Source organism: Pirellulaceae bacterium (assembly GCA_029243025.1).
Classification (GTDB): domain Bacteria; phylum Planctomycetota; class Planctomycetia; order Pirellulales; family Pirellulaceae.
In genome coordinates, this window is record JAQWSU010000056.1 from 174825 (window position 1) to 200897 (window position 26073).

At 52.1% G+C, this 26073-nt stretch carries 19 protein-coding genes; 12 read left to right on the forward strand and 7 right to left on the reverse strand.

Going from position 1 to position 26073, the window contains the following annotated elements; all coding sequences use genetic code 11:
- Nucleotides 1–10: 10 nt before the first annotated feature.
- Nucleotides 11–2182 (reverse strand): cation-translocating P-type ATPase, encoded by a 2172-nt coding sequence (locus tag P8N76_28065; protein MDG2385557.1) that lies wholly within the window; start codon nucleotides 2180–2182, stop codon nucleotides 11–13.
- 431 nt (nucleotides 2183–2613) lie between these two features.
- Between P8N76_28065 and hslV the strand changes: the two genes are divergently transcribed.
- The 4 genes from hslV to P8N76_28085 all read left to right on the forward strand — a co-directional run bounded on the left by hslV (nucleotide 2614) and on the right by P8N76_28085 (nucleotide 6422).
- Nucleotides 2614–3156 carry an ATP-dependent protease subunit HslV gene (gene hslV, locus P8N76_28070; protein ID MDG2385558.1) on the forward strand — a complete coding sequence of 181 codons (543 nt, stop codon included), beginning with the start codon at nucleotides 2614–2616 and terminating at the stop codon, nucleotides 3154–3156.
- Complete coding sequence (gene hslU / locus P8N76_28075) at nucleotides 3156–4523, forward strand: ATP-dependent protease ATPase subunit HslU (protein MDG2385559.1); 1368 nt, start codon at nucleotides 3156–3158, stop codon at nucleotides 4521–4523. Before hslV ends, hslU begins: the two co-directional genes overlap by 1 nt.
- 138 nt (nucleotides 4524–4661) lie before the next feature.
- The gene (locus tag P8N76_28080; GenBank protein ID MDG2385560.1) at nucleotides 4662–5060 is read left to right on the forward strand and encodes an STAS domain-containing protein; all 399 of its coding nucleotides are present in this window, start codon (nucleotides 4662–4664) and stop codon (nucleotides 5058–5060) included.
- Nucleotides 5061–5279: 219 nt separating this feature from the next.
- Entirely contained in the window at nucleotides 5280–6422 is a 1143-nt protein-coding gene (locus tag P8N76_28085; GenBank protein ID MDG2385561.1) for a SpoIIE family protein phosphatase, read from the forward strand.
- A 504-nt stretch (nucleotides 6423–6926) separates the two neighbouring features.
- Here the strand turns inward: P8N76_28085 and P8N76_28090 are convergent.
- Complete coding sequence (locus tag P8N76_28090; protein MDG2385562.1) at nucleotides 6927–7082, reverse strand: hypothetical protein; 156 nt, start codon at nucleotides 7080–7082, stop codon at nucleotides 6927–6929.
- A gap of 160 nt (nucleotides 7083–7242) precedes the next feature.
- On the opposite strand from P8N76_28090, the gene P8N76_28095 reads away from it, so the two are divergent.
- From P8N76_28095 to P8N76_28110, 4 genes are all read left to right on the forward strand, one after another.
- Nucleotides 7243–7536: a potassium channel family protein gene (locus P8N76_28095; GenBank protein ID MDG2385563.1), complete on the forward strand. Its 294-nt coding sequence runs from the start codon at nucleotides 7243–7245 to the stop codon at nucleotides 7534–7536.
- A gap of 95 nt (nucleotides 7537–7631) precedes the next feature.
- Nucleotides 7632–7970 (forward strand): NAD-binding protein, encoded by a 339-nt coding sequence (locus tag P8N76_28100; protein MDG2385564.1) that lies wholly within the window; start codon nucleotides 7632–7634, stop codon nucleotides 7968–7970.
- Nucleotides 7971–8012: 42 nt separating this feature from the next.
- Nucleotides 8013–8345 carry a TrkA C-terminal domain-containing protein gene (locus P8N76_28105; protein MDG2385565.1) on the forward strand — a complete coding sequence of 111 codons (333 nt, stop codon included), beginning with the start codon at nucleotides 8013–8015 and terminating at the stop codon, nucleotides 8343–8345.
- Nucleotides 8346–8743: 398 nt separating this feature from the next.
- Nucleotides 8744–9784, forward strand: a complete 1041-nt coding sequence (locus P8N76_28110) for a DUF3500 domain-containing protein (GenBank protein ID MDG2385566.1) — start codon at nucleotides 8744–8746, stop codon at nucleotides 9782–9784.
- Nucleotides 9785–9861: 77 nt separating this feature from the next.
- On the opposite strand, the gene P8N76_28115 is transcribed toward P8N76_28110, so the two are convergent.
- Nucleotides 9862–11334, reverse strand: a complete 1473-nt coding sequence (locus P8N76_28115) for a sulfatase (protein MDG2385567.1) — start codon at nucleotides 11332–11334, stop codon at nucleotides 9862–9864.
- A gap of 147 nt (nucleotides 11335–11481) precedes the next feature.
- Between P8N76_28115 and P8N76_28120 the strand changes: the two genes are divergently transcribed.
- Nucleotides 11482–12393 (forward strand): N-acetylglucosamine-6-phosphate deacetylase, encoded by a 912-nt coding sequence (locus P8N76_28120; protein MDG2385568.1) that lies wholly within the window; start codon nucleotides 11482–11484, stop codon nucleotides 12391–12393.
- Here P8N76_28120 and P8N76_28125 read toward each other — a convergent pair.
- Nucleotides 12386–13942, reverse strand: coding sequence for a sulfatase (locus tag P8N76_28125; protein ID MDG2385569.1), 1557 nt, complete (start codon nucleotides 13940–13942; stop codon nucleotides 12386–12388). The genes P8N76_28120 and P8N76_28125 overlap by 8 nt on opposite strands.
- Before the next feature lie 337 nt (nucleotides 13943–14279).
- Here P8N76_28125 and P8N76_28130 point away from each other — a divergent pair, with 337 nt between their 5' ends.
- Together P8N76_28130 and P8N76_28135 are read left to right on the forward strand one after the other, a co-directional pair.
- Nucleotides 14280–15437, forward strand: a complete 1158-nt coding sequence (locus P8N76_28130) for a hypothetical protein (protein ID MDG2385570.1) — start codon at nucleotides 14280–14282, stop codon at nucleotides 15435–15437.
- Nucleotides 15438–15440: 3 nt separating this feature from the next.
- Nucleotides 15441–18389 carry a non-ribosomal peptide synthetase gene (locus P8N76_28135; GenBank protein ID MDG2385571.1) on the forward strand — a complete coding sequence of 983 codons (2949 nt, stop codon included), beginning with the start codon at nucleotides 15441–15443 and terminating at the stop codon, nucleotides 18387–18389.
- Between the two features lie 143 nt (nucleotides 18390–18532).
- Here the strand turns inward: P8N76_28135 and P8N76_28140 are convergent, their stop codons facing one another.
- The 3 genes from P8N76_28140 to P8N76_28150 all read right to left on the reverse strand — a co-directional run bounded on the left by P8N76_28140 (nucleotide 18533) and on the right by P8N76_28150 (nucleotide 24315).
- Nucleotides 18533–19876, reverse strand: coding sequence for a Gfo/Idh/MocA family oxidoreductase (locus tag P8N76_28140; protein MDG2385572.1), 1344 nt, complete (start codon nucleotides 19874–19876; stop codon nucleotides 18533–18535).
- Nucleotides 19877–20207: 331 nt separating this feature from the next.
- Nucleotides 20208–21713, reverse strand: a complete 1506-nt coding sequence (locus P8N76_28145; GenBank protein ID MDG2385573.1) for a DUF1501 domain-containing protein — start codon at nucleotides 21711–21713, stop codon at nucleotides 20208–20210.
- Between the two features lie 7 nt (nucleotides 21714–21720).
- Nucleotides 21721–24315, reverse strand: a complete 2595-nt coding sequence (locus P8N76_28150) for a PSD1 and planctomycete cytochrome C domain-containing protein (protein MDG2385574.1) — start codon at nucleotides 24313–24315, stop codon at nucleotides 21721–21723.
- Between the two features lie 330 nt (nucleotides 24316–24645).
- On the opposite strand from P8N76_28150, the gene P8N76_28155 reads away from it, so the two are divergent.
- Nucleotides 24646–25872, forward strand: a complete 1227-nt coding sequence (locus P8N76_28155) for a hypothetical protein (protein MDG2385575.1) — start codon at nucleotides 24646–24648, stop codon at nucleotides 25870–25872.
- Nucleotides 25873–26073 lie beyond the last annotated feature (201 nt).

A 26073-nucleotide genomic window follows, 5' to 3' on the forward strand; every position in this document is an offset into this window, starting at 1 on the left:
CTCATTCCGTTCAGACAGTTGATTCTTTCTTGGGTTCAGGGGCCCGCAGTAAACGTGTCCCATTCCCGATCACAATTAGACTGGCCCCCACATCCGCAGCCACTGCCATCCACATCGTGGCTTGTCCGGAGGTTGCCAACAAGAGGACCACCAGCTTGACCCCCAAAGCCATGGTAATATTTTGCATCAGAATCGTTCGTGTCTTCCGACTCGTGCGAATCAGCGCCGAAATCTTAGCAAGATTCGGTGACATGATCACTACGTCGCTCGTCTCAAGCACTGTATCGCTCGCCGACTCCCCAAAGGCAATACCGATCGGTGCACGAGCTAAAGCGGGTGCATCATTGACACCATCTCCCACCATAACCAGCCTTGAGTCTCGCTTAGCAGCATCGTCAATCCAAGCAATCTTGTCCGCTGGCAACAAATCGGCATGGAATTCGTCCACGCCGATCGACTCCGCCACATGCTGTGCGACGGAAGAGCGATCACCGGTCAACAAAACGATTTCCTCAACTCCCAAGCGGCGCCAGTCTGAGATCACTTTGGCCGCATTTTTACGCGGTTGATCACGGAGACTGATGGCCCCCAGGAGTTCAGCATCACGAACCACAAACACCCGTGTTGCCGATGGATCGATCGAGTCGGACTTGGGATCATCAATTCCAAGCGTTTGGCAATAACGTGGACTCGCCACGATGTAATCCTGCCCCCCGATCACCCCACGAATGCCATAACCTCGGAGTGGCTCAAAACGGTCCGCGACCAACCTCAGACCCTCCCCATCAAGCGCAGCCGCAGTGATGGCTTGAGCCAAGGGATGCTCGCTGTGACGTTCGAGCGCAGCTGCATATTCCAAAACAGCTTGTTCACTAAGGTCAGCGAAGACCTGCACATCAACGACTTGAGGTTCTCCATCGGTGACCGTACCCGTTTTGTCTAAAGCAATTTTCCGAACCTGCCCCATCGCCTCCAGAAACTCGCCCCCCTTCACTAAAATCCCCCGCCGACTTGCATGACAGAGGCCGCAAACGATCGTAATCGGTGTCGACAAGACCAAAGCACATGGACAGGCAATCACCAGCATCACCAGTGCTCGGTGAAACCAAGTGGTCCAAACGGTCAGAAAACTACCTTGTCCCAACCAGGGAATTGCGTCCGGTGTCAACAACCTTACGAACAACGGACATAAGGCAAGCAGCAGCGCCATCCCGATCACCACCGGTGTGTAAATACGTGCGAAGCGATCGACAAAACGTTCCATTGGTGATCGTCTTGTCTGCGCGTCCTCGATCAATCGCGTGATCCGTGCCGGCGTACTGTCGGTTGCAGAACGAAGCACCTTAACGTCCAACGATCCCTCACCATTGATCGATCCTCCATAAAGATCCGCTCCCTGTTCTTTCGTGACAGGCATGCTTTCGCCTGTCACATTTGACTCATTCACACTAGACGCTCCAGCAATCACTCGACCGTCGACCGGCACACGCTCTCCGGGCAACACCCGAATCATTTGTCCCACATGAAGTTGTTCCACGGGAACTGCAACCAAGCCTTGACTGCCATCCGTGGCTAGCAGATGAGCGGTGGCTGGCGTCGAATTCATCAGCGCCCGAATCGATTGATGAGCTCTTCGTTTACTGACTTCATCAATTAGTAAAGAGATACGAAAGAGAACCATCCCCGTCGCAGCTTCCAGCCACTCGCCGGTTAAGACCGCGCCGATCGACGCGATCGTCAGCAACGAATTCATATCGAGTTGCCGCAAGCAAATGGCACGCCAAGCATTTTTCGCAACCGGAAAACCAGCCACCAGCACCGCCGTCACTGCCAAAACGGGCACCAACTTCGACGGAACAAGGGCCAACCCCAGCGCGAGTGCCAACAAGCCAGCCGCCACCCAAAGGTCGACCGGCATCACAAAACGGCTGGACGGCTGGACATCTCCTGAGTCTGATTCCTGCAAGGTGGCAGCAAAACCGACCTCAGCCAGTGTGGCTAAAATGGTGGCGGAATCGACGGAAGATTCATGCTCAACCCGCAAAGTTCGCGCGAGATAGTCGGGCCGCAGCTGCTTAATCCCACGGATTGACTGTAATCCCGCCTCAATTAACCCCAGCTCGGTAGGGCAATCGAGATCCGGAACGTGCAAGTTCGTCCAGCAAGCTGATGATGTACTCAACGCGGTCAAAAGGGGCTCAGCCGTAATGAGGCAATGAAAGAAATGAAATAATTCAAGTTTGACAAAACGATTTGCTGAGCGCCTTTCACCCAGCTGCCTTCATTGTACGACTCCGCCGGGGCTAGGTCAGCACCGAAGTTCGGCATCGCACTCGCTGCCGAGAATCATCCAACAAACGGCGACGCTGAGTCGCGATTTCTAAAACGGCAACAGCTAGCCATCGGCTTGAAAATAAAAACAGCTGTCCCGCGCGGACCCAGCCCGTTTCCAGGCCGTTCCGGCAGCTCGGTGCGGACGCCTGTTTCTCGAACGGCTTCAAAGCCAATCGGGTGCATTCCGCAGCGAGCCGATTCAAAGCACTAGCCGGAAGTGGGGTCTTGGGACACAATATAAAGACTTGCACGGTACGAATGGCCTGGGAAACAGAGTCTATGAAGATTCGATCAACGACTATTTTGACGGTTCGGCGTGGGAATCGCGTGGCGATCGGGGGGGATGGCCAAGTCACGATGGATACGGCCGTCGTCAAGGCAGACTCCGTTAAAATCCGCCCACTTTTAGATGGGAGTGTCATTTGTGGCTTCGCCGGATCAGGAGCCGACGCCTTCGCATTATTGGAGCGATTCGAAGCCAAATTGAAGGATTACCCGTCAAATGTGCCTCGAGCTGCCACGGAATTGGCGAAAGAATGGCGACTGGATCGTGCCTTAAGGCATCTCCAAGCGTTGTTAGTCGTCGTGGATTCCAAACACACCTTACTGGTTGGCGGCACGGGTGACGTGATCCAACCGACAGATGGAATTCTTGGGATTGGCTCTGGCGGCAACTTCGCCACCGCTGCCGCTCGAGCTTTGATGGGCCACACCGAACTGGATGCCCCATCGATCGTCCGAGAATCATTGACCATCGCATCGGAAATCGACATCTACACCAATTCGAACATCGTCGTGGAGGAGCTAGAGTGCTCAACTTGATGACGCAATCTTCGCCGAACCCCGCATCGGAACAACAATTGACCCCTCGTGAGATCGTTGAACAACTCGACCAACACATTGTCGGCCAACGTGATGCCAAGCGTGCGGTAGCGATCGCCGTTCGCAATCGCTGGCGTCGCCGACAGTTGCCAGAGCAGATGCGTAACGAGGTAGCGCCAAAGAACATTCTGATGATCGGACCCACGGGTGTTGGAAAGACGGAAATCGCGCGTCGCTTGGCCAAGCTGACGGGATCTCCATTCATCAAAGTTGAAGCAACGAAATACACAGAAGTCGGCTATTACGGCCGAGACGTGGAAAGCATGGTTCGCGAACTGGTGGAGAATGCCATCGGGATCGTGCGACAACAGGAAATGAAGTCGGTTGAAGAAGCCGCACATAAAAAAGTGGAGGAACATCTCCTCGACCTACTCGTGCCTCCGCCTGTCAGCCTGGACGTCGGGGGCGACGACGCCAACACGGCCGAACACTACCAGAGATCGCGTGACAAGATGCGAGCCATGCTGGTGGCCGGCGAACTCGAACAGCGCGAAGTCGAATTGACGGTCGAGCAAAAATCGAGTCCTGTCGTACTGGGCGGAATGGGAATGGGGGAACACATGGATGTGGATATCCAAGGAATGTTCGACAAAATACTTCCCAAGAATACGGTCCGACGAAACCTGCGAGTTGGAGAAGCTCGAGCGGTGTTATTCGAACAGGCTTGTGAATCGCTGCTCGATGAAGAAAAGGTCAACGCAGCTGCCATCGAACTGGCCGAAAACGGAGGCATCGTCTTTTTAGATGAAATTGACAAAGTGGTCGCAAGCGACGCCAAAGGGACGGACGTTTCGCGACAAGGCGTCCAACGCGACCTCCTCCCCATCGTTGAAGGTACCAGCGTGCAAACTCGGTACGGCTATATCCGCACCGACCATGTTTTGTTCGTCGCAGCAGGAGCCTTTCACCGAGCCAACCCGTCCGATCTCATGCCAGAATTACAAGGACGATTTCCAATCCGCGTCGAGCTCAACGATTTGACCAAGGAAGACTTCATTCGAATTCTCACCGAACCCAACAACTCGCTCACACGCCAATACGAGGCAATGCTGGCCACGGAAAACGTCAAACTGAAATTCACAAAAGATGCGGTTGAGACTCTCGCCTCCTACGCTCATAAGGTCAACCAAACAACTCAAAACATAGGTGCGAGAAGGCTCTACACGATCTTGGAACGTCTCTTAGAGGAACTTTCATTCGAAGCACCCGAAATGTCCGACGGAAAAGTTGACATTAACGCCGCTTATGTCATCCAACGACTTTCCGACATCGCAGAAGACGAAGACTTGAGTCGTTTCATTCTCTAGTGCTACCCGATCAAATCTCCCCTTCGATCCGACGCGAACTTCAGCCCCTACGGCAACGAGACACTCGACCAACCGAAGCGTTTCCCAACAGGACCAAGCGAAAACGTCGACTACAGCGTAATTTACGGGAGGGTAAAGATGGAAGAATTCCGTTATATCCGCGTGAAGCGATCGGCTGGATCAATCATTGTCCAATTCAAGGAAACCAACCTGAGCATCGAGACCATGGCCGAGTGCATTCGCCTGGAAATCGAGCAACTACTGCAGTTTGAACAACCCCGAAATTTCATCATCGACTTTACCGATGTACGAAGCATTTCGTCCTCAGTCATTTCCACGCTGCTGATGATTCGCAAGAAACTGATCAACTTACGAATCCCACTGGCCCTCTGCTGCGTCCCCATTCCAATCCTAGAAATCTATCGGACGTTGCAACTCACAGAAACTCACTTTCAAGTTTTCGGAACGGTCGAAGACGCCCTCCAAGCGTGTTTGGTAGTCGACCCTGAGTTCCCACCTGAGCAAATGGAGGATTAAGATCAACACGTGCCAAATCGCTTCCGGCACCAACGGCCAAGCTGGCGTACCCTGCTCCCTCTGCCACCTCTCCAAGTCGGCTTTTCTACAGAACGATAACCTGTCACAATCAAGGCCGATCGCCAAGCCGGAATAAACAAATCCATGCGGTAAACTTACAAGCCGGTGCCGATTATCCACCGCTCGTTTCCTGAAAGCCTCGATAAAGAATCGCAGCCCATGTCGAACGCAGATCAGGTCGCCAAAACTCGTGTGCTGTTGATCGAAGACAGCGACACCGATGCGCTATTGATCCAAGCCCACCTCAGAAAGGCGGGACTTCCCGTGGCGATTCGACGGGAAGATCGGCTCAGTACGGGCCTGCGGCAAATCGACTTGGGCAACGTGGATGTGGTTCTGCTGGACTTGAACCTCCCGGACAGTTCGGGACTCGATACGTTTCGCGCGATTCACAACCGGGCGGTGCAAACTCCGATTATCGTGCTCAGCGGACAGGATGATATCGACGTTGCCGTAGCTGCAGTCAGTCAGGGAGCTCAGGACTACCTCACCAAAAGCGAGGCCAATCGAAGCACCTTGGCCCGATCGGTACGGTATGCGATCGAACGTTTTCGCCGTCAACAAATCGAACAAGAATTGACGGCCGCCGGTGAAATCCAACGTCGATTGTTTCCCCAGCAAGCGCCGATGGTTCCGGGCTTCGACATTTATGGGCGTTGCGAGCCAGCCGTGTCAGCCGGTGGTGACTACTTCGACTTTTTTCCAATGTGCGATGGCGGCTTGGGAATTGTCGTTGCCGATGTATCAGGGCATGGGCTGGGGCCATCGTTGATCATGTCCGAAACACGAGCAATCCTACGCACACTCGCCATCAGTTTTTCAAACGTTGGTGACATCTTGACCAGGGCGAATCAAGTGCTCTGCGATGACTTACATGACAATATCTTTGTCGCACTCATCCTGGTCCATTTGAATCCGAAGACCCGCGAAGTCCGCTTCGCGAGTGCTGGACACCCCGCCTTACTCCTTGACCAGTCAGGACGGATCCAACAGCGACTCCAATCAAAAGATCCCCCCTTGGGTGTCATTGCTGACCGACAATTCAGCACGGAGGTGGACGTTCACCTTGCGGCCGGAGATGCCTTACTGCTCTACACCGATGGTATCATCGAAACCATTGACGAAGAAGATCGTCAATTCGGTGAAAAAATGATGGTTGAAACGGTTGCATCGATGCAAAGTCGTTCCAGTCGAGCGGCCGTTGATGAATTGTTCAAACGGGTGCACGACTATGCCAGCGATACGGGCCACCGCGACGATCAAACCGTCGTTGTCGTCACGGCAAATCGTGAATCACCGTAGCTCGGAGGGGAGGAGTCCCATCGAAATCAGGAAGCCAAAGGCTGATTCGCATGAATCGGAGAGGCAACTGGCAGAATTTCGCCCGTCGGATCTGGCTGCGTCACGCGATACTCAACCCGAATGGTCGAATCCATTGGCATGCATTAATCCATGCGTCTCCGCATGAACATTTCATCCGGGTCAAAGAATCCCATGCCCTCGCCAATCAAAGGAACCAGCTGCTGAACAGGCAAGATCACTCAATGGGCTCCTCCGACACGAACAAGACGGGAGGCGATTTCAATCGCGGATCGACTGTCGTCGGAAAAGTCAGTCGTTAACAAGATCCCTGGCTTGCCCATCGCGCTAGCTCAATCGACGGGGCCTCTTCACATCGCCAAACATCCGACCACAACAATTCATCGGAATGAAAACGCTTCGCGCAAGCCACTCACGCGTAGGCGATGATAATCGAAACCGAGATAATCGCGAGCAAAGTGCCCGTCGTAATCAAGGTCCCTAAAATCACCGAGACTGCCGTCTGGCCTCCGAATCATCTCGCAACAACTGGTGCTGCTCTTCGACGTTAAATTCGTCACGAAAAACGCCAAATTCGTGGGCACGCCAAAGTTTCGGCGGTTCGCTTGCCGAATTTGCTTCGTGGGATGTTAGACTTTCCATCGATCACTCTCCGAGGTCAAATGTAACCATCAGTGGCACACGAATCGAAGCAAAAAGTGTGCCCAGAGCAGCAACTATGATGAAAGCAGCTGAATTCGCTACTAAAAAGAGTGATCAACCGTATTCCCAATCTGGCCACAGTGCCGCTTGAAACACATCCGTGCGATTCCGCACACAAAATCACGACCTAAAGCGACTTGATCAACACAACTTCATGAGCCGCCATTCCCCTCAACGTGAAGCAACACGATCGATTCACCCAGTCCATAAGCTGGCAAGAATCGTTCTGCTGTTGGCAACGCTTACCGTCGCCTGCACAAGTTGGTTCTGCGTCGTCAACGACTGGCCGCTCGTGGATGCCATCTATATGACGGTCATTACACTCAGCACGGTTGGTTTCCGCGAAGTCCACCCGTTGACGACAGGTGACAAAGTCTTTGTGGTCTGTTTTTAATCATCGGTTTGGGTGTTTTCATGTACGGAGTTGTCGAGATTGGCGAATTGAGACAATGGTGGAGAAAGCGAAATATGGGAAATGAGCTTAAGTCAATGCATAACCATTTCATTGTCTGTGGAGCAGGGCGCATGGGTCGGATGGTCTGTCAACACCTTGCCGAGCATAACGTTCCGTTTGTCGCCATCGATCGAGACGAAGAAGCGATCGATTACTGCCAACAACAAAATTGGACACTGATCGTTGGCGACGCCACCGAAGACAGCGCGCTCAAAGAGGCTGGTATTCAACATGCACATGAAATCGCCAGCGTCTTATCGACTGATGCCGACAACCTCTATGTGGTCATCTCCTCGCGTTTACTGAAAGAAAACATACGAATCATTGCCCGCGCGAATGACGATAAGGCGGCAGAAAAAATGCAGCGAGCCTGAGCCAATCCGGTTGTCAGTCTGTACACAAGCGGTGCAACCAAAATGGCACAGCTGCTCACTAATCCAAACCTGGGTGATTTCTTCGAATTCGCAGGAGCGGGTGGGCTCAGATTTGATCTGGCGGACATTCGTGTTGTCGAGAATTTACCCTTAGTCGGCAAACGGCTCGACCAAACAGATCTCCGATCACGAGGGGGCATCATTGTGGGTATCCGAAAAGCAGATGGCTCGGTACTGATCCCACCTCCGAGCACAACGGAAATTCAAACCGGAGACAACTTGTTTGCAATTGGCAACACGACGGCGATCGCCGAATTCACGCGTCACAGCCCGCTTACCGACCAAGAAGTTACTCAAGCAACGAAGAAAACCTGATACGCTCGGACGCCTGCCCGATAAAACGACTTCCTTTCACATTCCTGCGCAAATCTGACCGCGACGGAGGGTTCAACCAACGGCGCCCGAGCGGAGCATTCCTCGCCGTCTTAAGGAGCCACGAGAGGCCCACGACACCGTCCGAATTACCCTCAGGAATTCGGCAACTGGGCAAATGCCGGACCGGTGGGCGTCGATCGGAGCCTAGCTCAAGGAGCGAACTGAAGCCCCAACCCGATTCCCCACACGAGACCATTCACAATTTGCCTCGACGCAGTGGTCGAGACGAACGAAATCAGCAGCTTTTGCCGCAGTCAGCTAAACAATACTCGACAGAGCAGATCGGTATGAGTAACATCACACGCTACCCCCTATCTATCCCGCCCGAGGAGCCAACCATGATTTGTCGATCGCGTTTCCCCCTTGCCCTATGCTGGATGACATTTTTTGTTGTTTGCAACACGAACCAAGTCGGCTTCGCTCATACGACTGCCGAAGAGATGACGTCGGCCGCTAATCGCTTCCTCGTATCGCTAACTCCCGAGCAACGCGAAAAGGTCGAATACAAATTCGAAGGAAAAGAGCGTACCAATTGGCAATTTATTCCGATGGAACGAACTGGCTTGGCTTTCAAAGAGATGAAACCACACCAACAACATCTGGCCATGGTCTTGATGCAAAGCGTTTTCAGTCACCGCGGGGCTTCCAAGGCACTGAACATCATGATGCTGGAACAGATTCTTCACGAAATGGAGAACCAAAGTCCAAAGCGAGATCCATCACTTTATCACTTCTACATTTTTGGAAAACCGTCAACCACCAAGACTTGGGGATGGCGTTTTGAGGGACATCACCTTTCCGTCAGCGTCACGATTGTCGACGGTCATCATGTCGTTGGCACCCCATCCTTTTACGGAGCAAATCCGGCAGTGGTCCGGCAGGGGCCGCATAAAGGCTTGCGAGTGTTGCACCAGGAAGAAGACCTTGGCCGCGAACTTGTCAAATCATTGGACGCCGAACAGAAGCAAATCGCCGTTTTTTCTGAAACGGCTCCTCCGGACGTAATCAACGGACCGGGTCGTAAAGCCGCCGCGTTGGAGCCACAAGGACTTTCAGCAAAAAAAATGAACAAGGCACAACGACAAGTACTGATGAAAATCGTACGAGAGTATGTGCAGAATTTACGCCCCGAATTGGCGAGAGAAGACATGAAGAAAATCCGCGAAGCGGGTACCGGAAAAATTCATTTCGCTTGGGCTGGCAATCTTGAGCCCGGCAAAGGTCATTATTATCGAGTGCAAGGTCCAACCTTCGTAATGGAATACGATAACACGCAAAACGATGCCAATCACGTTCACTGTGTCTGGCGTGACCTGCAAAATGACTTTGGCGAAGATCTCCTGAAGAAACACTACGACGCAGTCAAACATACCAATTAGAGCAAAGCTGCGGCAATCACCGCCGAGTCTTCTAAGAACGGCTCGGTGGTATGGCCTCATTTCGACTGCACCAACACCTAGCGGCGCAATTTGCGGTCATCCAACCGATCGCCCGCTGGCCGTCGCACTGGAAGATCCAGCGCATCGCGAGCCTCCAATTCATTGAACATCTTCCGCCGCATCTCGGCGATTTGTTGTTGATAGGCCGGAACTCGAATCAAATTATGGCGTTCGTGGGGGTCGGTTTGCAGATCATAAAAACCGTTCTGATCCCAAACACCATGGTAGAAAATGTACTTATACCGATCGCTCCGCATGGCAAACAAAGTCGGCGTCGCAGGAAAGTTCCATTCCCAATGGTATTCGTAAAGCAGGTGATCGCGCCATTCAAGGGGCTGCCTCTTCAACAGCGGTGCAAACGATTTCCCATCGACATCTAAATTGGAATCAACGCCGGCAAAATCAAGAATAGTCGGCGCCAAATCGATATTCGCAACCATCTGATCAATTTGGGTTTGAGGCGGAATCAAGCCTGGAGCCAAAGCCAACATAGGAATGCGAATTGAGGCCTCGAATGCATCACGTTTGTCGTAGAACCCGTGCTCTCCGAGAGCAAAGCCATTGTCACCCAGATAGATAACAAGCGTCTCTTTCGTCAAATCACGATCGTCGAGAAAGTTCAAAACTCGCCCAATATTCTGGTCGAGTCCGTGTACGGCAGCCGCATAGTCCCGATAGAGTTGCGGCAAAGACGGAACAGGATCCTTGTCAAACGGTCCCGTCTGCATGTGGTCAATTCCATGAATGCTGTACCTTCGATCTCGCACCCAGCGTGGCTGCGTCTGGTAGTTTTCCTCCGAATTGGCCATCGTTTCCGGCAAATCAATCTTTGCCTTCGCGTACCTTTCCTGATGACGAGGTGCGGGTTGGAACGGAAAGTGGACAGCCTTAAACGACAACATCAGGAAAAAGGGGGCCGATTGTTGCTGCATTTGCTTCAACCATTCAATCGCCTGATCGGTCAGCACGTCACTGTTGTATCCCTCAAATTGATTCCGCCTGCCGTTAATATTGAGCGTTGGGTTCATATAGACCCCCTGCCCTGGAAAACTGCACCAATGCTCAAATCCGGGCCGTGGCTTATCATGCTCGTGCCCCATATGCCATTTCCCCACAAAGCCAGTTCGGTAACCTGCAGCTTGTAGAAGTTCTGGAAAAAAACGTGTTCCTTCCGCTACGGGTCTTTGATTGTCGACCACTCGATGCTTGTGCATGAATTGCCCCGTCAAGATGGAAGCACGGCTCGGAGAACACAAGGAGGTCGTGACAAACGCGTTGCGTAAATGGGCTCCTTGAGCTGCCATCCGATCCAAATGGGGTGTTTCCAAGAATTCAGGAGCTTGCTCCATAAATCCAAGAAAATCGTATCGGTGATCATCGCTGAGTATCAGAATCACATTAGGATGCGTGGCCGCCGCCGCTGGCGATAACAAGACGTATCCAAGCACGAAGGTCATCCCCCACGCCCACAGCCGAAAGATCGAGCTCATTTTTTTATCCTTTGTTGTCCAGAAGTCTCTACAGATTGTAATTGCTGCAAAGCAACTTTGCTGCGAGGCTGACAAATGGCTGGAAGATTGGCACAATAGAGCATCTCCAACATATGCCCTGAGCATCGGCAGAAGGATTCCTTACGAATGCAATATTTTGATCTTCAGGTAAATGGTTGCTACGGTGCCGATTTCAATGGTGACACCATAACGCTGGATGAGGTGGTCCTCGCTTGCAGTCGTCTGCGTGAGGATGGTGTGGAAGGCATCCTCGCAACCGTGATCACTGACGAAATTGAGGTGATGGTAAATCGCCTCAGCCAACTGGCTAACTTTCGCCGAAGTGAGTCAATCGTAGCCGAAATGATTCATGGCTTTCACATCGAGGGCCCTTTCTTAAACGAACAGCCAGGTTATATCGGGGCGCACCCAGCCACAGCTGCAAAAAGTGCCAATCTGGACGATGCGAAAAGATTGCTTGAAGCGACGGATCACGAGACTTGCATTTTCACTTTGGCGCCCGAACGGGATCCAGAAATGAAAGTCACCCATTACCTCGCCGACCAAGGCATCACGGTTGCTGCCGGGCATTGCAATCCAACATCCGATGAGCTTCGGGCGGGCATCGATGCGGGACTACGCATGTTCACGCATCTCGGCAACGGTTGTCCTTTACACCTACATCGTCACGATAACATCATTCAACGCGCGCTGAGCTTTCACGATCAGCTCTGGATCGGATTCATTGCCGATGGCGTCCATGTCCCATTCACGGCCTTATCAAACTATCTGCGTACCGCGGGACTGGACCGCTGCTTCGTGGTAACCGACGCGATCTCGGCAGCCGGACTGGGGCCGGGCGAATTTCAACTCGGCGGACAAACGGTGATCGTTGACGAACAACTGGCGACCTGGGCACCCGATCATTCTCATTTGATGGGATCTGCCGGAACCATGCCAAACAGTGAAATCAATCTGCGACGAGATCTCGAGCTGAACGAGACGGCGATTTCTCAGCTGCTGTGGGAGAACCCTCGCCGTGCCATTGGCCTTACTTAGGAGTTGAAACGACAGGCTTCTCCTCGCCAATCGGTCGCCTCTCATTTTTCAGTCGCGAGTTATGAGCCTGAAGGGCGGCCTCCATCTTTGCAACCTGCTTCGGATGCTCAGCGGCCAGATTGTGCAATTCACTGACATCCTGCCGCAAATCAAACAACTGAGGAAATCGGATGCCACCTTTCGATTTCACTCGGCCTTTGCCCCGCGTGCGTAGTTTCCATTTGCCCATTCTCACCGCGTCTTGGCGATAAAAATAGGCTTCGTGTGGACTCTCGGCACCTTCGCGGGCTTCGATGAGGTCAACGATACTGTGCCCGTCAATGATCTGTTGATGCCCATCCGTCACCAGAGACTGTTGCAGATCGACCCCCGCTAATTCCGCAAATGTTGGCAACAAATCAATCGTCCCAGCAACTTCATTGCACAACGTTCCTGCGGGTACGTGGCCCGGCCATCGAACAATACAGGGCACACGCATCCCGCCCTCATAAGTTGTGAACTTCCCGTCACGTAATGGCAACGCAGATCCACTGTTAATCCCGGTTGAAAGCCAGGGACCATTATCTGACGTAAACCAAATGAGGGTGTCTTTGTCCAGTTTTAAACGCTTTAACAAATCCATGATCTGACCAACCGAATCGTCAATCTCCTCGATCACATCGCCGTAGATACCGCGTTCCGTATTCTTGCCGAGAAATTTATCCGACGCGAACAGAGGAATGTGAGGCATCGTATGCGGGAGATACAAGAAGAAGGGTCTGTCTTGATTCGCTCGTACAAACTTCAACGCTTCCTCCGTGTAGCGTTGGGTCAATGTTGTCTGGTCTGCGGGATACTCGACAATCTGCTCGTCGCGCATCAAAGGCACCCAATTCTTTTTCGGTTTTTCTATTTGAGCAGACTCACTCGTCACCCCTTGACGAAATTCTGCATTCACAGCGAAATCTGCTTCCCGATCAAGCTTCATATCATTGCTGTAGGGAATGCCGAAATAGGAATCAAACCCTTGACGAGTGGGTAAAAATGCAGGTCGATGCCCCAGATGCCATTTACCAATACAAGCGGTTGCGTAACCCTGCTGCCGAAGCAACTCAGCAACCGTAATCTCTTTCGGATTCAATCCCTGACGATGACGAGGAAAAAAGACACCCGTGACACTGACCCGATCGCAATAACATCCGGTCATTAATGCGGCTCGGGACGCAGAACAAACAGGAGAAGCGACATAGAAGTCCGTCAACTTCATTCCTTCCGCAGCCATGCGGTCGAGATGAGGAGTTTGAATATCCGGAGATCCAAAACAACCCACGTCTTGATAGCCTTGGTCATCCGTAAAGATCAACACAATGTTGGGCGGACGCCCAGCCAACGAATTGGAAGTTCCTACTAACAGTGCAATCAACAAGATAATTGTCCTTAACATGAATCCAACCACTTCGATCAAACGCCTTTTGATGCAGGGACGAGCGAGAGATTCGCAGACCCTGATACTGCGAGTCATTCCCACGGCGGGCGAATCCCCAACAACAACGGCGAACTGTTGTTTCATCGAGTACGTCCAGACTGCCTTGGCTGTCGACTCTCACTCGCTCTCAATGCGACCGCTCCGTATTCTTACCAAAAAAACAGGATAATTATCTAGCATCTGTCTTCAACCGAAACTAGGATGCCAAGAAAGTGTCACTCCTACTAAAGGAATCAGTCGCAACTCTCCGATGCTAATTGATGAATGAATCAAATAGACGGAAGACAGCGATTAATGATCACCTATGTGCAAAGTCGATTGGGGCAACGACAAAAAAGTTTGACAAATCATCCTAAAGTGAAGGCACCGCCTCACGATGTCACTTTCTTGATAGCAGACCATCATCAGGCAAGGTTTTGCAATGTCCACTTCGAGCTATTTCAAACAGATCCGCGAAAAGGCTGCGGCGTTGGGTGGATTTTTCAACGCCCATCTACATCTAGATCGTTCCGGAACGCATGATGCGACAAAGCGGATGTTACAAAAGGTGGGACGTAGTCGAGAAAATTCGTCACTCTCACTGTCAGCAAAACACGCGCTGATCCCATCGATTCATGCGAGTGAATGCTACAGCCCACAGTCACTCATGAACCGAGGGCGCGCTTACCTCGAAGAATTGATCGATAGCGGAACAACCCGCGCAGACACTCTCGTCGATGTGACGTTGGACAATGTCGCCTTGGTGGGTCTGGAGGTCTATCTTTCGCTCAAAAACGAATATCAAGCAGATATCGATCTTCGCGTGGCCGCTTATTCGCCACTTGGCTTCAAGGATTCGGAACCGGGAAGATGGAAACTGCTAGAAGAAGCAGCCCAACTTGCTGATTTCATCGCAGGCTTACCCGAACGAGATGATCACGAAAATTATCCCGACCACATCGGCTTTGAAGAATCATGCCGTCGAATGTTCGAATTGAGTTTTCAATTAGGCAAGCCTCTGCATTTGCATGTTGATCAAAAAAACTTATCGTCAGAGAACGGTGCAGAGCGAGCCTTGAGTGTGATGACGACAATGAACAATCTGCCCTCATTCGCTAAGGGGCAAGATGCGCTAATCTGGTTTGTCCATATGATTTCGTCCGCATCCTACGAAGAATCACGCTTTGCTCGACTTTTGAGCAATCTGGCGAGTCATCATGTGGGTGTCATCTGCTGCCCGTCAGCAGCTATCAGTATGCGACAACATCGCCCCCGATTGACACCCACCCATAATTCGATCGCCCGCGTTTTAGATTTGCTGGCAACGGGAATACCCGTCCGCATCGGGTCTGACAATATCTGTGACATTACCTCACCCGCCGGTACCACGGATTTGGTTGACGAGCTATTCGTGCTTTGTAACACGATTCGTTTTTACGACATTGAAATCCTGTCCAAATTGGCTGCCGGGATTTCCTTGAGTCACACGGAGCAGATACAAATCAAGACTCACCTGGAAAACGATCACGAAGAAACACTCCAAGCGCTCGCGCAAGAGAGAGAATCAACCTTCCAACCACGGATCTTCAAAACAGCTTGAGCCATGCGAACACAACAAACTTATCGCCGCCAAGTTGGTGATACGATTCCCCAGGTCCTCAGAGCGCAAGCCGATCGTTTCGGAAATCAGGCCGCGGTCTTAAGTCCGGAAGGCTCCGTCATCACGTACGATGAACTCGCAAAAACAGTTTTTGCGCTGTCAGCCAGGCTTGGTCAGGTCGGCGTCAATTCCGACAGTCGTGTTGCAGTCGTTTTGCCCAACGGTCTCGACATTGCCGTTGGAATGCTTGCTTGCTGTTCCACAGCCACCGCCTTGCCCTTCGGAACGCAACATCGAAAAAAAGAGTATCAAAACTATTTTGAAGTCTCTCGCGTCACCCATCTACTCACATCAAAAACGGCGAATTCACTCGCATCCGAAGTTGCACGAGAACGAGGTTTAGCTTGCATCGAGTTGATTAATTCTGAGCATGGCTACACCTTCGCTGATGCCTCGCCTCCGCTCACCAATCACGATCTGCCAACTTCCGTCAACCCCGAGGACGTGGCTGTCGTACTAATGACTTCGGGATCCACCGGGCTGCCCAAATGGGTTCCATTAACCCATAAAAATTTGTGTATCGGAGCAAAAAGCGTTGCAGACTCATTGAATTTGACCTGCTCCGACCTGGGGCTCGTCATGTGGGAGCAGTACCACGTCGGCGGATTGGTTGACCTGCTATTAGCGCCGATGGTGAGTGGGGGAAAGGTGATTTGCGGGGGCAGCTTTCACGCAGAACAATTTTTCGAGTTGCTGGCACGTTATCGTCCGAGTTGGTTCCAGGGGGTTCCAACGACATTACGCGAATTGGTTGTTCACGGCTCGATCAATGGTGATTTCCCACTTCACAATTGCTCACTTCGTCTCGTGCGTTCGGTCGCCGCTCCATTACCCGACGACCTCATGAGGCGATTAGAGGATCTTTTTGATGTGCCTGTAATTCAAACTCTGGGGATGACAGAAGCGTCACCGTTAATTACCACCAACCTCTTACCGCCCCAGCGACGAAAAACAGGATCAACGGGTCTCCCGTTTGGTTGTGACGTTGCAGTGATGGGGAACACCGGATCGCCCCTGCCCGTCGAAAAAGTTGGAGAAGTAGCCGTACGCGGCGATAATGTGTTCGCTGGTTACGAAAACAATTCAGAAGCCAACGTCAAGGCATTTCGTGACGGGTGGTTCTACACCGGAGACCAAGGCTATTTTGACCAAGATGGTTTTCTTTTTCTAACAGGTCGGATCAAGGAATTAATCAATCGCGGTGGTGAAAAAATATCACCGGCAGAGGTTGAAGATGTAGTTCTTGACTTCCCCAAAGTTCTCCAGGCCGCTGCATTCTCGATACCCCATCCGTCCCTCGGAGAGGATGTGGGCATTGCTGTTGTTACCGAGCAACAAAGTCAGATCATGGAAAGTGACATCCGCGATTTTGTACGAGACCAGCTGAGTGCTTTCAAGACACCGGCCATCGTACTTTTCTTGGACGAGCTTCCTCGTTGTCCGATCGGCAAGGTAAGACGGCGTGAACTAGCTGATTTGGCATTTGAGAAAACAAAGAATGCAAGATCGTGCGAGGCAAATCCTACGGAGGGAAACAACGCACCCAACGGCAGACTGCAGCTGATCGAACAACGACTCGCCAGCATCTGGAGCTTGCATCTCGATGTTGAACAGGTAGCCATCAATGATGAATTCCAGCTTTTGGGAGGAGACTCCCTTGCTTGGCTCAGAATGATATTGGCAGTGCAAAAAGTGTTCGGCGTTGAACTTCACGACGATTCCACTCTTTCCGGTGCCACCGTCCGCAACCTATCGGAAAAAATTGACCAACGCGGTGCCCGCGTTACGAATGCTTGTGTTGGAGACAAAGATCTCGCCTTAAAAATTGATCGAGATCTGCTCTCTGCTGGCGATGCTGATCCTAACCTTTCCCAAGCCAAATCCACTGTGACGCGATCGCACCTGCTGAAGAGCCAGTCAATTCACGATTTAAGGATCGCGTTTGAATCGTTCAGAAATGACTTCACGGCGAGTGAATTGCTTGCTACTCTCCGCATGCCGATCGAGGACAAAAATAAGATTCCCGCTGCCAAGAAAGGTTGGCTGGGTTGGTTCCAAGGGCGAACGGATAGACGGGACACCGTCTCATTTCCGATGACTTCGCCAAGAATCCAAAGGCAATTGAGCAAGTGGAAACAGCAGATTGAATTGGACACTCAACACGACCGATCCGACCGCTGGTCGCGTAAGCCTCTTGCCGCCAATGTAAGTCTTTATCAACAAAACAACCTGGGGCCACGAGGAAGAACGTTGTTGATCGGTTTTGCTGGAAATCATATGCGACTGATGTTGCCAACCTATCTATTCCTCGCCCATCTCGGTCAATCCTATGATCTTTTAATGCTGAGTGATTCGCGCCGCAAGCATTTCACTGAGGGAATCGCTGATGTGGCTCCTAGCTTCGGAGAATTGGTCGTCTGGCTGAAGGCTGAAACCGAACGACTGGGTTACGATCGACTTCAAACCATCGGCACGAGCGCCGGGGGACTGGCATCGATTTGCTTTGGGATCCGTATGGGATGCAGTTACATGACCGCCGTCGGAGCAGATTCACTCCAGTCCCACCCGAAATTCACAACCTATTTGCAACGAGGAGCTGGAACCCCACAGCAAACTCCCACAATCCTACTCGCCTGCGACGAGAAAAATCGGCGAGACTTTAATGCAGCCCAAGAAATCCAGAATCGGATCAAAGGTTGCCGCCTTTGCCATTTGACCGCCAAGGGTTCACACAACGTCTTCCGGCCAGCCTTGAAATCAGGCCGTTTGACTGAGTTGCTGCGTATGCTCCTTGGTGAAACGCGCGGCGAAACATTCCCTGGGGCTACAATCCGCCAGATTGATCAGCAAACTGTCTTTCCCGAAGATCACTCGGATTCAAGAGTTGCTTAGACAGCTACGAACACATCTAAACCGTTCGGCTTGCGGCCTCTGCAGCCATCCGCGAGCTCATTTCAGTTGGGCATGAACTGTCATTGAGGATGACGATCGCCCCCGATCCGGCAAACGATCGGGAGGCATCCTATTCGACCACCTCAACCTACTCTTGGGATCTCAAAACCTTCGCGTTGCGTTCTGGCAAAGAATCCAGCCGCCTGTTCGTCGCCGATAATCTTCTCCGCTTTTGGATCCCATTGAATTGTCCGACCAAGTCGGGCGGCAATCGCCGCAAGATGGCAAGAGTTCATCATCTGGACGTGTGTATAGACGTCCGATACAGGCAATCCGCCTTCGGCGATGCAACGATAAAAATTTTGCTTATGGCCTTCTGGCGGCTTGCCTTTGTACAAATTGGTTAGATCCGCATCCGTGTACTGGCCTTCGTCCCATTTCTCGTCAACTGGACCGCCGACAATCTTGCCGCGATTAACAAAAATACGACCTTTTGTGCCTTCAAAGGTGACCCCATTGTCTCCTCGGCTTGTGATGACCATATCCACACCACTATCGAACTTGCAATTCACGGCAAAGTCATGAGAGGTGTTATAGCAATCGTCGACAGTTGGATGTCCATCTTCGAAAGCAACAGGATGATGTGCATCTGTCCCATCGAATTCAATCGGCCCGCATCCCGCCTGGTCCTCGCCTAACGCCCACGTTGCAATGTCGACGTGATGGGCTCCCCAATCGGTGAATTTACCGCCCGAGTATTCATACCACCAACGAAACTGGTAATGACAACGTTTGTCGATGTAATCAACGACCGGCGCCTGTCCTAACCAAAAATTCCAATCTAATTCGGCTGGCGGTGTTGATGTCGCGAAGGGGCCGCCTTTCGGACCACCATTGATTCCCACCGTCACTTTCTTAATGTCACCCAACAGTCCTTTCTGCACCATGTTCACAGCCCGCAGGAATCGTTTGCTGTCGCTCCGTTGTTGAGTTCCAATAAAGAACACCTGATCTTTGTATTTATCGCAAGCGTTGCGAATCAGTTGATTCTCTTCTAGGGTGAGCGTCAAAGGCTTTTGAACAAAGACATGTTTACCTGCCTGTAAGGCTTCGATGGCAATCTTGACATGCCAATGATCTGGCGTGACGATGCTGACAACTTCCACGTCGTCACGGTCAAGGAGTTCGCGATAGTCCTTGTAAGAATCAGCCTTTCCCTTTCCGATGCGATCATCGTTCTTCGCACGATCGGCGTGCCGAGAATCGACGTCACAGACGGCGACCACATCACCAAAGCGAGCATGTTGTCGGGCATCTCCCGTCCCCATGCTTCCTACACCAATACAGCCGATCTGTGGTCGATCATTTTTGTCTTGATTCGCAAACGCTTTTGGCGTCCAAGAAAAGAAAGGCACAACACCGCTGGCAGCTGCGATTGCGCTTGATTTCTTCAAAAAGTCACGACGATCCTTTTGGCGAGTGTTCATAAAATATTCCTCTTTTGGGCAGGACCAGTGATTGGCGATCCGGAGGGCGATTAGCGGGATGGAAGGCGAGGGTAAATGGGCCGTTCACGCTGAGCAAAACAACGCAAATTGGAATACTGTATAGAATACTTGCTTCGGGCCATGGACACCAGCGAATATCATGACGGCAGCGGCAATTCCAGCTCAGCTGTTGCTGACAAGGATTGCTCGATTTCGACAGATCCTCTCTGTAAAAGGGCAGCATTCGAAATCCCGTCAGCTGCTCTGCCTCGGGCAAACGAATCCCTCGCAATAATTTAACAAAGCGAAGCGGTCCGATTTCCGCTTGCCTCTAAGCCAACCATTCCTCGATTACACGCCCCCCCACGTCGGTGAGGCGAAAATCACGTCCTTGAAAGCGATAGGTCAGCTTCAAGTGATCCAGACCAAAAGCATGCAGCAAGGTCGCGTGAAAATCGTTCACATGCACAGGTTTTTCCACCACATTCCAGCCGATTTCATCCGTCGCGCCGTAGGTCATTCCACGTTGAAATCCCCCGCCGGCCATAAACATTGAGAATGCGAATGGATGATGATCTCTCCCGGTATTTGACGATCTTCCTTGACGATTTTCACCCAGCGGTGTTCGTCCAAATTCACTCCCCCAAACAACAAGCGTGTCATCCAACATACCGCGTTGCTTAAGATCATGAATGAGTGCCGCGATCGGCTGATCGGCCATGCCCGCATTAAATTCAAGTTCTTGAGGCAGATTGGAATGATGGTCCCAAGAGGCGTGAATCACGTTCACAAAACGAACTCCCCGCTCTACCATCCGACGAGCGAGCAAGCAATTGCGAGCGAAGGAATCGTAAGTATCTTTTTTGCCGCTAGCCCCGCGAGCAGAATAATCGGGATCGGATCGACCAATCCCGTAGGATTCCAGGGTAGCCTTTGTTTCGCGACTCAGGTCAATCAAGTCAGGAGCGGCCATCTGCATCCGACCGGCCAATTCATAACTGGCAATTCGACTGGCAATTTCGGGATCATGAACTTCTTGATACCGGCGCATGTTGAGCTTTTGCAACGTGCTAAGCGTGCGGTCCTGCAAGCGAGTTGGCAAACCTGGAGGATTTGCCAGATTCAAAACAGGCTCACCTGAATTACGAAACAGCACGCCAGCATAGGAAGTGGGTAGAAATCCACTTTGATAAAGTGTCGCCCCGCCGCTCGACCCGCGCCCCGACGACAGGACGACATAACCCGGCAAATCAGCCGATTCACTTCCCAGACCATAAGTCATCCAAGATCCCATCGTGGGCATTCCGAACCGGGAAACACCACACTGCATCAACAACTGCCCCGGGTGATGATTAAACTCCTGACTATGCATACTTCGGATCATTAAGAGATCATCGGCACAGCCTGCCAAATGAGGAAGTGCATCACTGAAGTCCATTCCTGATTGCCCGTGCTTGTGAAACTTTCGTTTCGTCCCCAACAACGTGGCAGTATCCGGTTGAATAAATGCGAAACGGGCTTGGTCCAAAACCTCTTGGGGCAAGCTTTCACCGTGACGTTCATTCAGCACAGGTTTCGGATCGAATAAATCGACTTGGGAAGGCGCACCGGCCATGAAAAAAAAGATGCATGATTTTGCTCTTGCCGGTAAGTGAGCAACACGAAGTTCGATTGGACTGGAAACAGCTGAATTATCCGCCGCATTGGCAGAGGCCAGCATGCCCTCATTCGTCAACAGGCTGCCCAAGGCAGCTGCCCCGAGTCCGCAAGCGGTTGAGTTAAAAAACTCACGACGAGTACTTTGTAATAATCGCTGTTCGGATATTGGACGGTTCATAAAACATTCATTCGCGGGTAATAAATTCGTCTAAGTTCAACACAGCTCGTAGCGTTGAGGCCCAAGAGGCTTGTTCGACAACCTCCTCATCCGACCATTCCATGTCACTCGCTTCCAACAAAATGAGTTTCCGCGCATCCTCGAGATGCCCCCGATAGTGATCTCGACTCGCTGCCAAAAGTTCGAGCAACGGATCAATCTCAACAACTTCCGGTCTACGAACCACGCAGACCTTCATTGCTTGTGTCATGCGTTCTCGATCGTCACCAGCATACTCCAACACGCGTCGAGCAAACCCATTGGCGGCTTCCGCAAAAACAACATTGTTCATCAGGGCCAGGGCCCCTAGAGGTGTGTTCGACCGATTGCGACGAACATTTGTGACGTTAGCATCCGGACAATCAAACGTGATCAAGGTCGGATGTGGAGCAGTACGTTTGAAAAACGTGTAGAGTCCTCTCCGGTATCGATCACCTCCGAAACTGGTCTTCCACTTAAAAGAGTTGGCATAGGAGATTGCGGCAACCTCGGGTGGCATCGGCGGAAAAACACTCGGCCCCCCCATGGCGGTGTCCAACAATCCACCCACGGATAAAGTAAGATCTCTCAGAGTTTCGGCTTCGACTCGGAATCGATTCTGGCGATAGAGCATTCGATTTTGTGGATCCCGATCAACCATCTCGGGGCGATGCACCGATGCCTGTCGATAAGTCGCTGACATCACGATCTCACGGACGAGCGCCTTGCGGGACCACCCCAAGTCAATAAATCGTTGTGCTAGATAGTCGAGCAATTTTGGATGACTGGGACGATCACCTCGCACGCCGAAATCGTTTGACGTCGGAACAATCCCTTGGCCAAACAGATATTGCCAAATGTGATTAACAAGCACGCGCGCACCAAGCGGGTTATCGGAACTCACCAACCAATGCGCAAAATCGAGTCGATTTGGCGCCGCATTATCGGCAGCAGGAATTGTCGGTAGGATCGCCAGGGAAGCCGGATCCACCGCCTCCATCGGTTGCTCGAACTCCCCTCGCCGCAAAAGATGGGTTTGTCGAGGATTCTTTTTCCGATCTGCAATCGCTCGAATCGAAACCGTGTCGGCCGGCACCGATTGTGATTCTATTTTTTTCAGTTCGGCTCGCGCATCGACCAGCGGTTGACTCGACCTCTGATAGTGCGATTCAATCAACTGTTGTTGTTTTTCATCCCGTTCAGCGACCGCTTTTGATAAGCCATCTCGAAGCTCAGTTGGCAATTCGGCAATTTGCTTTGCCGTCAAGCTTTCCTCCCAAGCCATTGCATTCACAGGAAATTGTTGTTCAAGCTGAGCAACTTTGGCCTGCAAAGCCTCGACCTGCCGCTGACGTTTGATACGAGCGAGGCCCAATTCACGTCGTTCATTTCCTGTTTTTGTAACGTCAACATTCACCTCGTCGGCGTTATCAAAAAATGCATACAACTGGTAATATTCTTGATGGGACAATTCGTCATACTTGTGGGAATGACACCTCGCACAACCGACGGTCAACCCCAGCCAAATCGCTCCCACCGTCTCCGTTCGATCCATCACAGCAGCGACTCTCCACTGCTCGGGATTCGTCCCCCCCTCGGTGTTGGTGAGAGTTTGGCGATGAAAGGCCGTTGCCATCCGTTGTTGTTGCGTTGCATCACTCAACAAATCGCCGGCAATCTGCTCAACAGTAAATTGGTCGAATGACAAATCTCGGTTGATTGCATCCAAGACCCAATCCCGATATCGCCAAGCGTTGGGGCGCGCTTTGTCCTTTTCATATCCATCCGAGTCGGCATATCGAGCCATATCCAACCAATGTCGCCCCCACCGTTCCCCGAAATGGGGTGAGGCTAATAAACGATCAACGAGCCGACCGTAAGCATTCGGCGCGGAATCGTGGATGAAAGCATCGACCTCTTGCATCGAAGCAGGTAGGCCGATCAGGTCATAGTGGAGTCGTTTAATCAGCACCGCGCGACTCGCAGACTCCGAGGGCAAAAGCGAATTCTGATTCAGTCTCGACAACACATACTGATCGATTCGGTTTCGCACCCAGCCAGCCGACTGGAGTTCTTCCAAGGACCCTTCAGTTTTCACCTGCAAGGGGCGATAGGACCAATGTTGTTCATATCCGGCGCCTTGTTTGATCCATCGAGTCAACAAGGCGACTTGATCTTTCGACAACCGCTCACCCTCTGGCGGCATGCGAAGCTCAGCATCCAGATGGCTCACACGATCCAAGAGCGTACTCTGATCAGGAGCCCCTGGAACGATCGCGAAGGCTCCCGAAGTCAACTCGGAAACCGCATCCTGCTGACGGTGCAGTCGCAGGCCTGCCTCATCCTTGTCACTTCCATGACAGGCCAGACACTTTTCAGCAAACAGAGGCTGAATCTGGCGATCAAAGTTAACCTTCGGTTCCGCCAGCCCCCGTGTAGGAAAGGCCAAAAACCATCCACTCGTCAGCATGAGTCCAAAGCAAAACTCACCCATCAAGCTGAGCCAGAATCGGTGGACCACAATCGCCCCGAACGTGTGACTCGGAAGGCGGGCAGGCAAGCAGGCGTGAGAGAATCGCTGCAACGTTGTCGCTCCTTAATGAACGTGCCGATTGAATTCCAGGGCAGCTGCCGCTGTGTCTACTGAGCCGATCCAACAGTCAATCAACGTAGACTCGAAACACGCGGCAGCGGCCCCTTAGTATAACGCGGAAAAAACCGTCCGTGAAACGCGTGCCTTGGCTAATCCCCATCGCTTTTTGCCGTTCAGGATCTAAATCCTCGCATCGGGCACCTCGTCGTTGATCGAACAGCCACTATACTCAAAGGGGTGACCACGCCCTCTTGATCAATTTCTGCCCGGTCACACCTGCCACTCAAAGTCGCGAACCGACACCGTTGCGGAACTGCCAGCATGAAGATCGCCACACTGGGCTACGACCACGATTTACGCGAATTGATTCGTTACGTAATGGCGACAACAGAGCATACGGTTGTTGCCTGCTTTGATCCCGGAGCAGGTCGAGAGGAGCTCGCAGCCATCGCCCCCATGGCCGTGAACACCGACGAAAGCTGGGAAGCGCTGCTGACCGGCAGCGTCGCGGACATGGTCTGTGTTGCAGCTCGCCCCGAACAAACCCGACAAGCTGAGCAGCGAGATGAACAGCTGCGAAAACTTGTGCAGGGCCCATCGCCGCTGATCATCATCCCGCCCAGCTGTCAAATGATTGTTGGTTTTGAATTGGAAATGATTCGCCAAGATAGTGAATGCTTGATGATTCCCTATCACCCGGTCCTTTACCATCCCGACTACCAACGGTTGCGCCAGATCGTAAACGGGGCAGAATCTTCGCCGCTGGGAAAAATCGAGCAGTTAGTTTGGGAAAGACAGGCCAACCATCGCGATCGTAGTAGCGTCCTGCACGCGTTTTCACGCGATGCCTGCGTCCTTCGCGATTTGCTCGTAAATGTCAGTCGTCTGGCTGCCATGGGTGGATCGGACGACGACAATGCCCTGGCAAACCTTGGCGTGCACCTAACGGGAGACTCGGATCGGCTCGCTCGCTGGTCAATTGGCCCGATCAGCCAAGCAGCAGGAGCAAAATTGACGGTCATCGGCTCTCAGCAAACAGCCTCGCTGATCATGCCGGAGAGAAGCTTTGACTTCGAGCTCCTGCTAGATGGCGTAAAACAACAAGCAGAAAGCGGATCTCCTCCGGCTCAACTCCTCAAAGTCGTCACGCAAGAAATTGAGAAATCGTCGTCAGGAACGAATAACTGGGAACCTGTCTGCCGTGCCCTCGAATTGGAAGAGGCAGTCGAACGGAGTGCCCGCCGCGGACGCACCATCGAGTTACATAACGAGATGGTGACCGAGCGTGAAACGTTCAAGGGGATGATGGCGGCGGGTGGCTGCGGCCTCCTGCTTTGGGTGATGACGATGTTATTGATCGCCGGTATCGTGGAGGGGCTTCAGCTTCCAATACGAGACAGCTTTTTATGGAAATTATGGCCACTCATTCTCTTCGCCCCGCTGGGCATTTTCCTTTTTCTCCAGTTGTTTCAGCTAGCATTTGCCAATCGGAATCCGGAGCCGCAGGCGAAAGCTAGCACATCAACTCGGCGTGAAACGGCAGAATAAGCCGCGATTCGGGCCAATCCATCGGCCCGAACCGTCTGTCAGTCAAGCAGATCTTAGAACTCTGGCTGCGTGCGATGTTCAATTTGGGTCAACTGTACGGCGCCAGGCTCCGGAGTTGGAGCGGTGGAAACGGAATATCCGAATAACAAGATCAGCCCCTACCGCGGAGAGCGTTCGGAATCCCCTCTGCAGCTCCACCGC

Excerpts from the sequence above, each read along its gene's own strand:
- hslV (MDG2385558.1), top strand. The coding sequence starts at position 2,614 with ATGAAGATTCGATCAACGACTATTTTGACGGTTCGGCGTGGGAATCGC.
- hslU (MDG2385559.1), top strand. The coding sequence starts at position 3,156 with ATGACGCAATCTTCGCCGAACCCCGCATCGGAACAACAATTGACCCCT.
- P8N76_28140 (MDG2385572.1), bottom strand. The coding sequence starts at position 19,876 with ATGAACACTCGCCAAAAGGATCGTCGTGACTTTTTGAAGAAATCAAGC.
- P8N76_28100 (MDG2385564.1), top strand. The coding sequence starts at position 7,632 with ATGCATAACCATTTCATTGTCTGTGGAGCAGGGCGCATGGGTCGGATG.
- P8N76_28120 (MDG2385568.1), top strand. The coding sequence starts at position 11,482 with ATGCAATATTTTGATCTTCAGGTAAATGGTTGCTACGGTGCCGATTTC.
- P8N76_28115 (MDG2385567.1), bottom strand. The coding sequence starts at position 11,334 with ATGAGCTCGATCTTTCGGCTGTGGGCGTGGGGGATGACCTTCGTGCTT.
- P8N76_28105 (MDG2385565.1), top strand. The coding sequence starts at position 8,013 with ATGGCACAGCTGCTCACTAATCCAAACCTGGGTGATTTCTTCGAATTC.
- P8N76_28145 (MDG2385573.1), bottom strand. The coding sequence starts at position 21,713 with ATGAACCGTCCAATATCCGAACAGCGATTATTACAAAGTACTCGTCGT.
- P8N76_28085 (MDG2385561.1), top strand. The coding sequence starts at position 5,280 with ATGTCGAACGCAGATCAGGTCGCCAAAACTCGTGTGCTGTTGATCGAA.
- P8N76_28130 (MDG2385570.1), top strand. The coding sequence starts at position 14,280 with ATGTCCACTTCGAGCTATTTCAAACAGATCCGCGAAAAGGCTGCGGCG.
- P8N76_28090 (MDG2385562.1), bottom strand. The coding sequence starts at position 7,082 with ATGGAAAGTCTAACATCCCACGAAGCAAATTCGGCAAGCGAACCGCCG.
- P8N76_28110 (MDG2385566.1), top strand. The coding sequence starts at position 8,744 with ATGATTTGTCGATCGCGTTTCCCCCTTGCCCTATGCTGGATGACATTT.
- P8N76_28135 (MDG2385571.1), top strand. The coding sequence starts at position 15,441 with ATGCGAACACAACAAACTTATCGCCGCCAAGTTGGTGATACGATTCCC.
- P8N76_28155 (MDG2385575.1), top strand. The coding sequence starts at position 24,646 with ATGAAGATCGCCACACTGGGCTACGACCACGATTTACGCGAATTGATT.
- P8N76_28125 (MDG2385569.1), bottom strand. The coding sequence starts at position 13,942 with ATGAAACAACAGTTCGCCGTTGTTGTTGGGGATTCGCCCGCCGTGGGA.
- P8N76_28080 (MDG2385560.1), top strand. The coding sequence starts at position 4,662 with ATGGAAGAATTCCGTTATATCCGCGTGAAGCGATCGGCTGGATCAATC.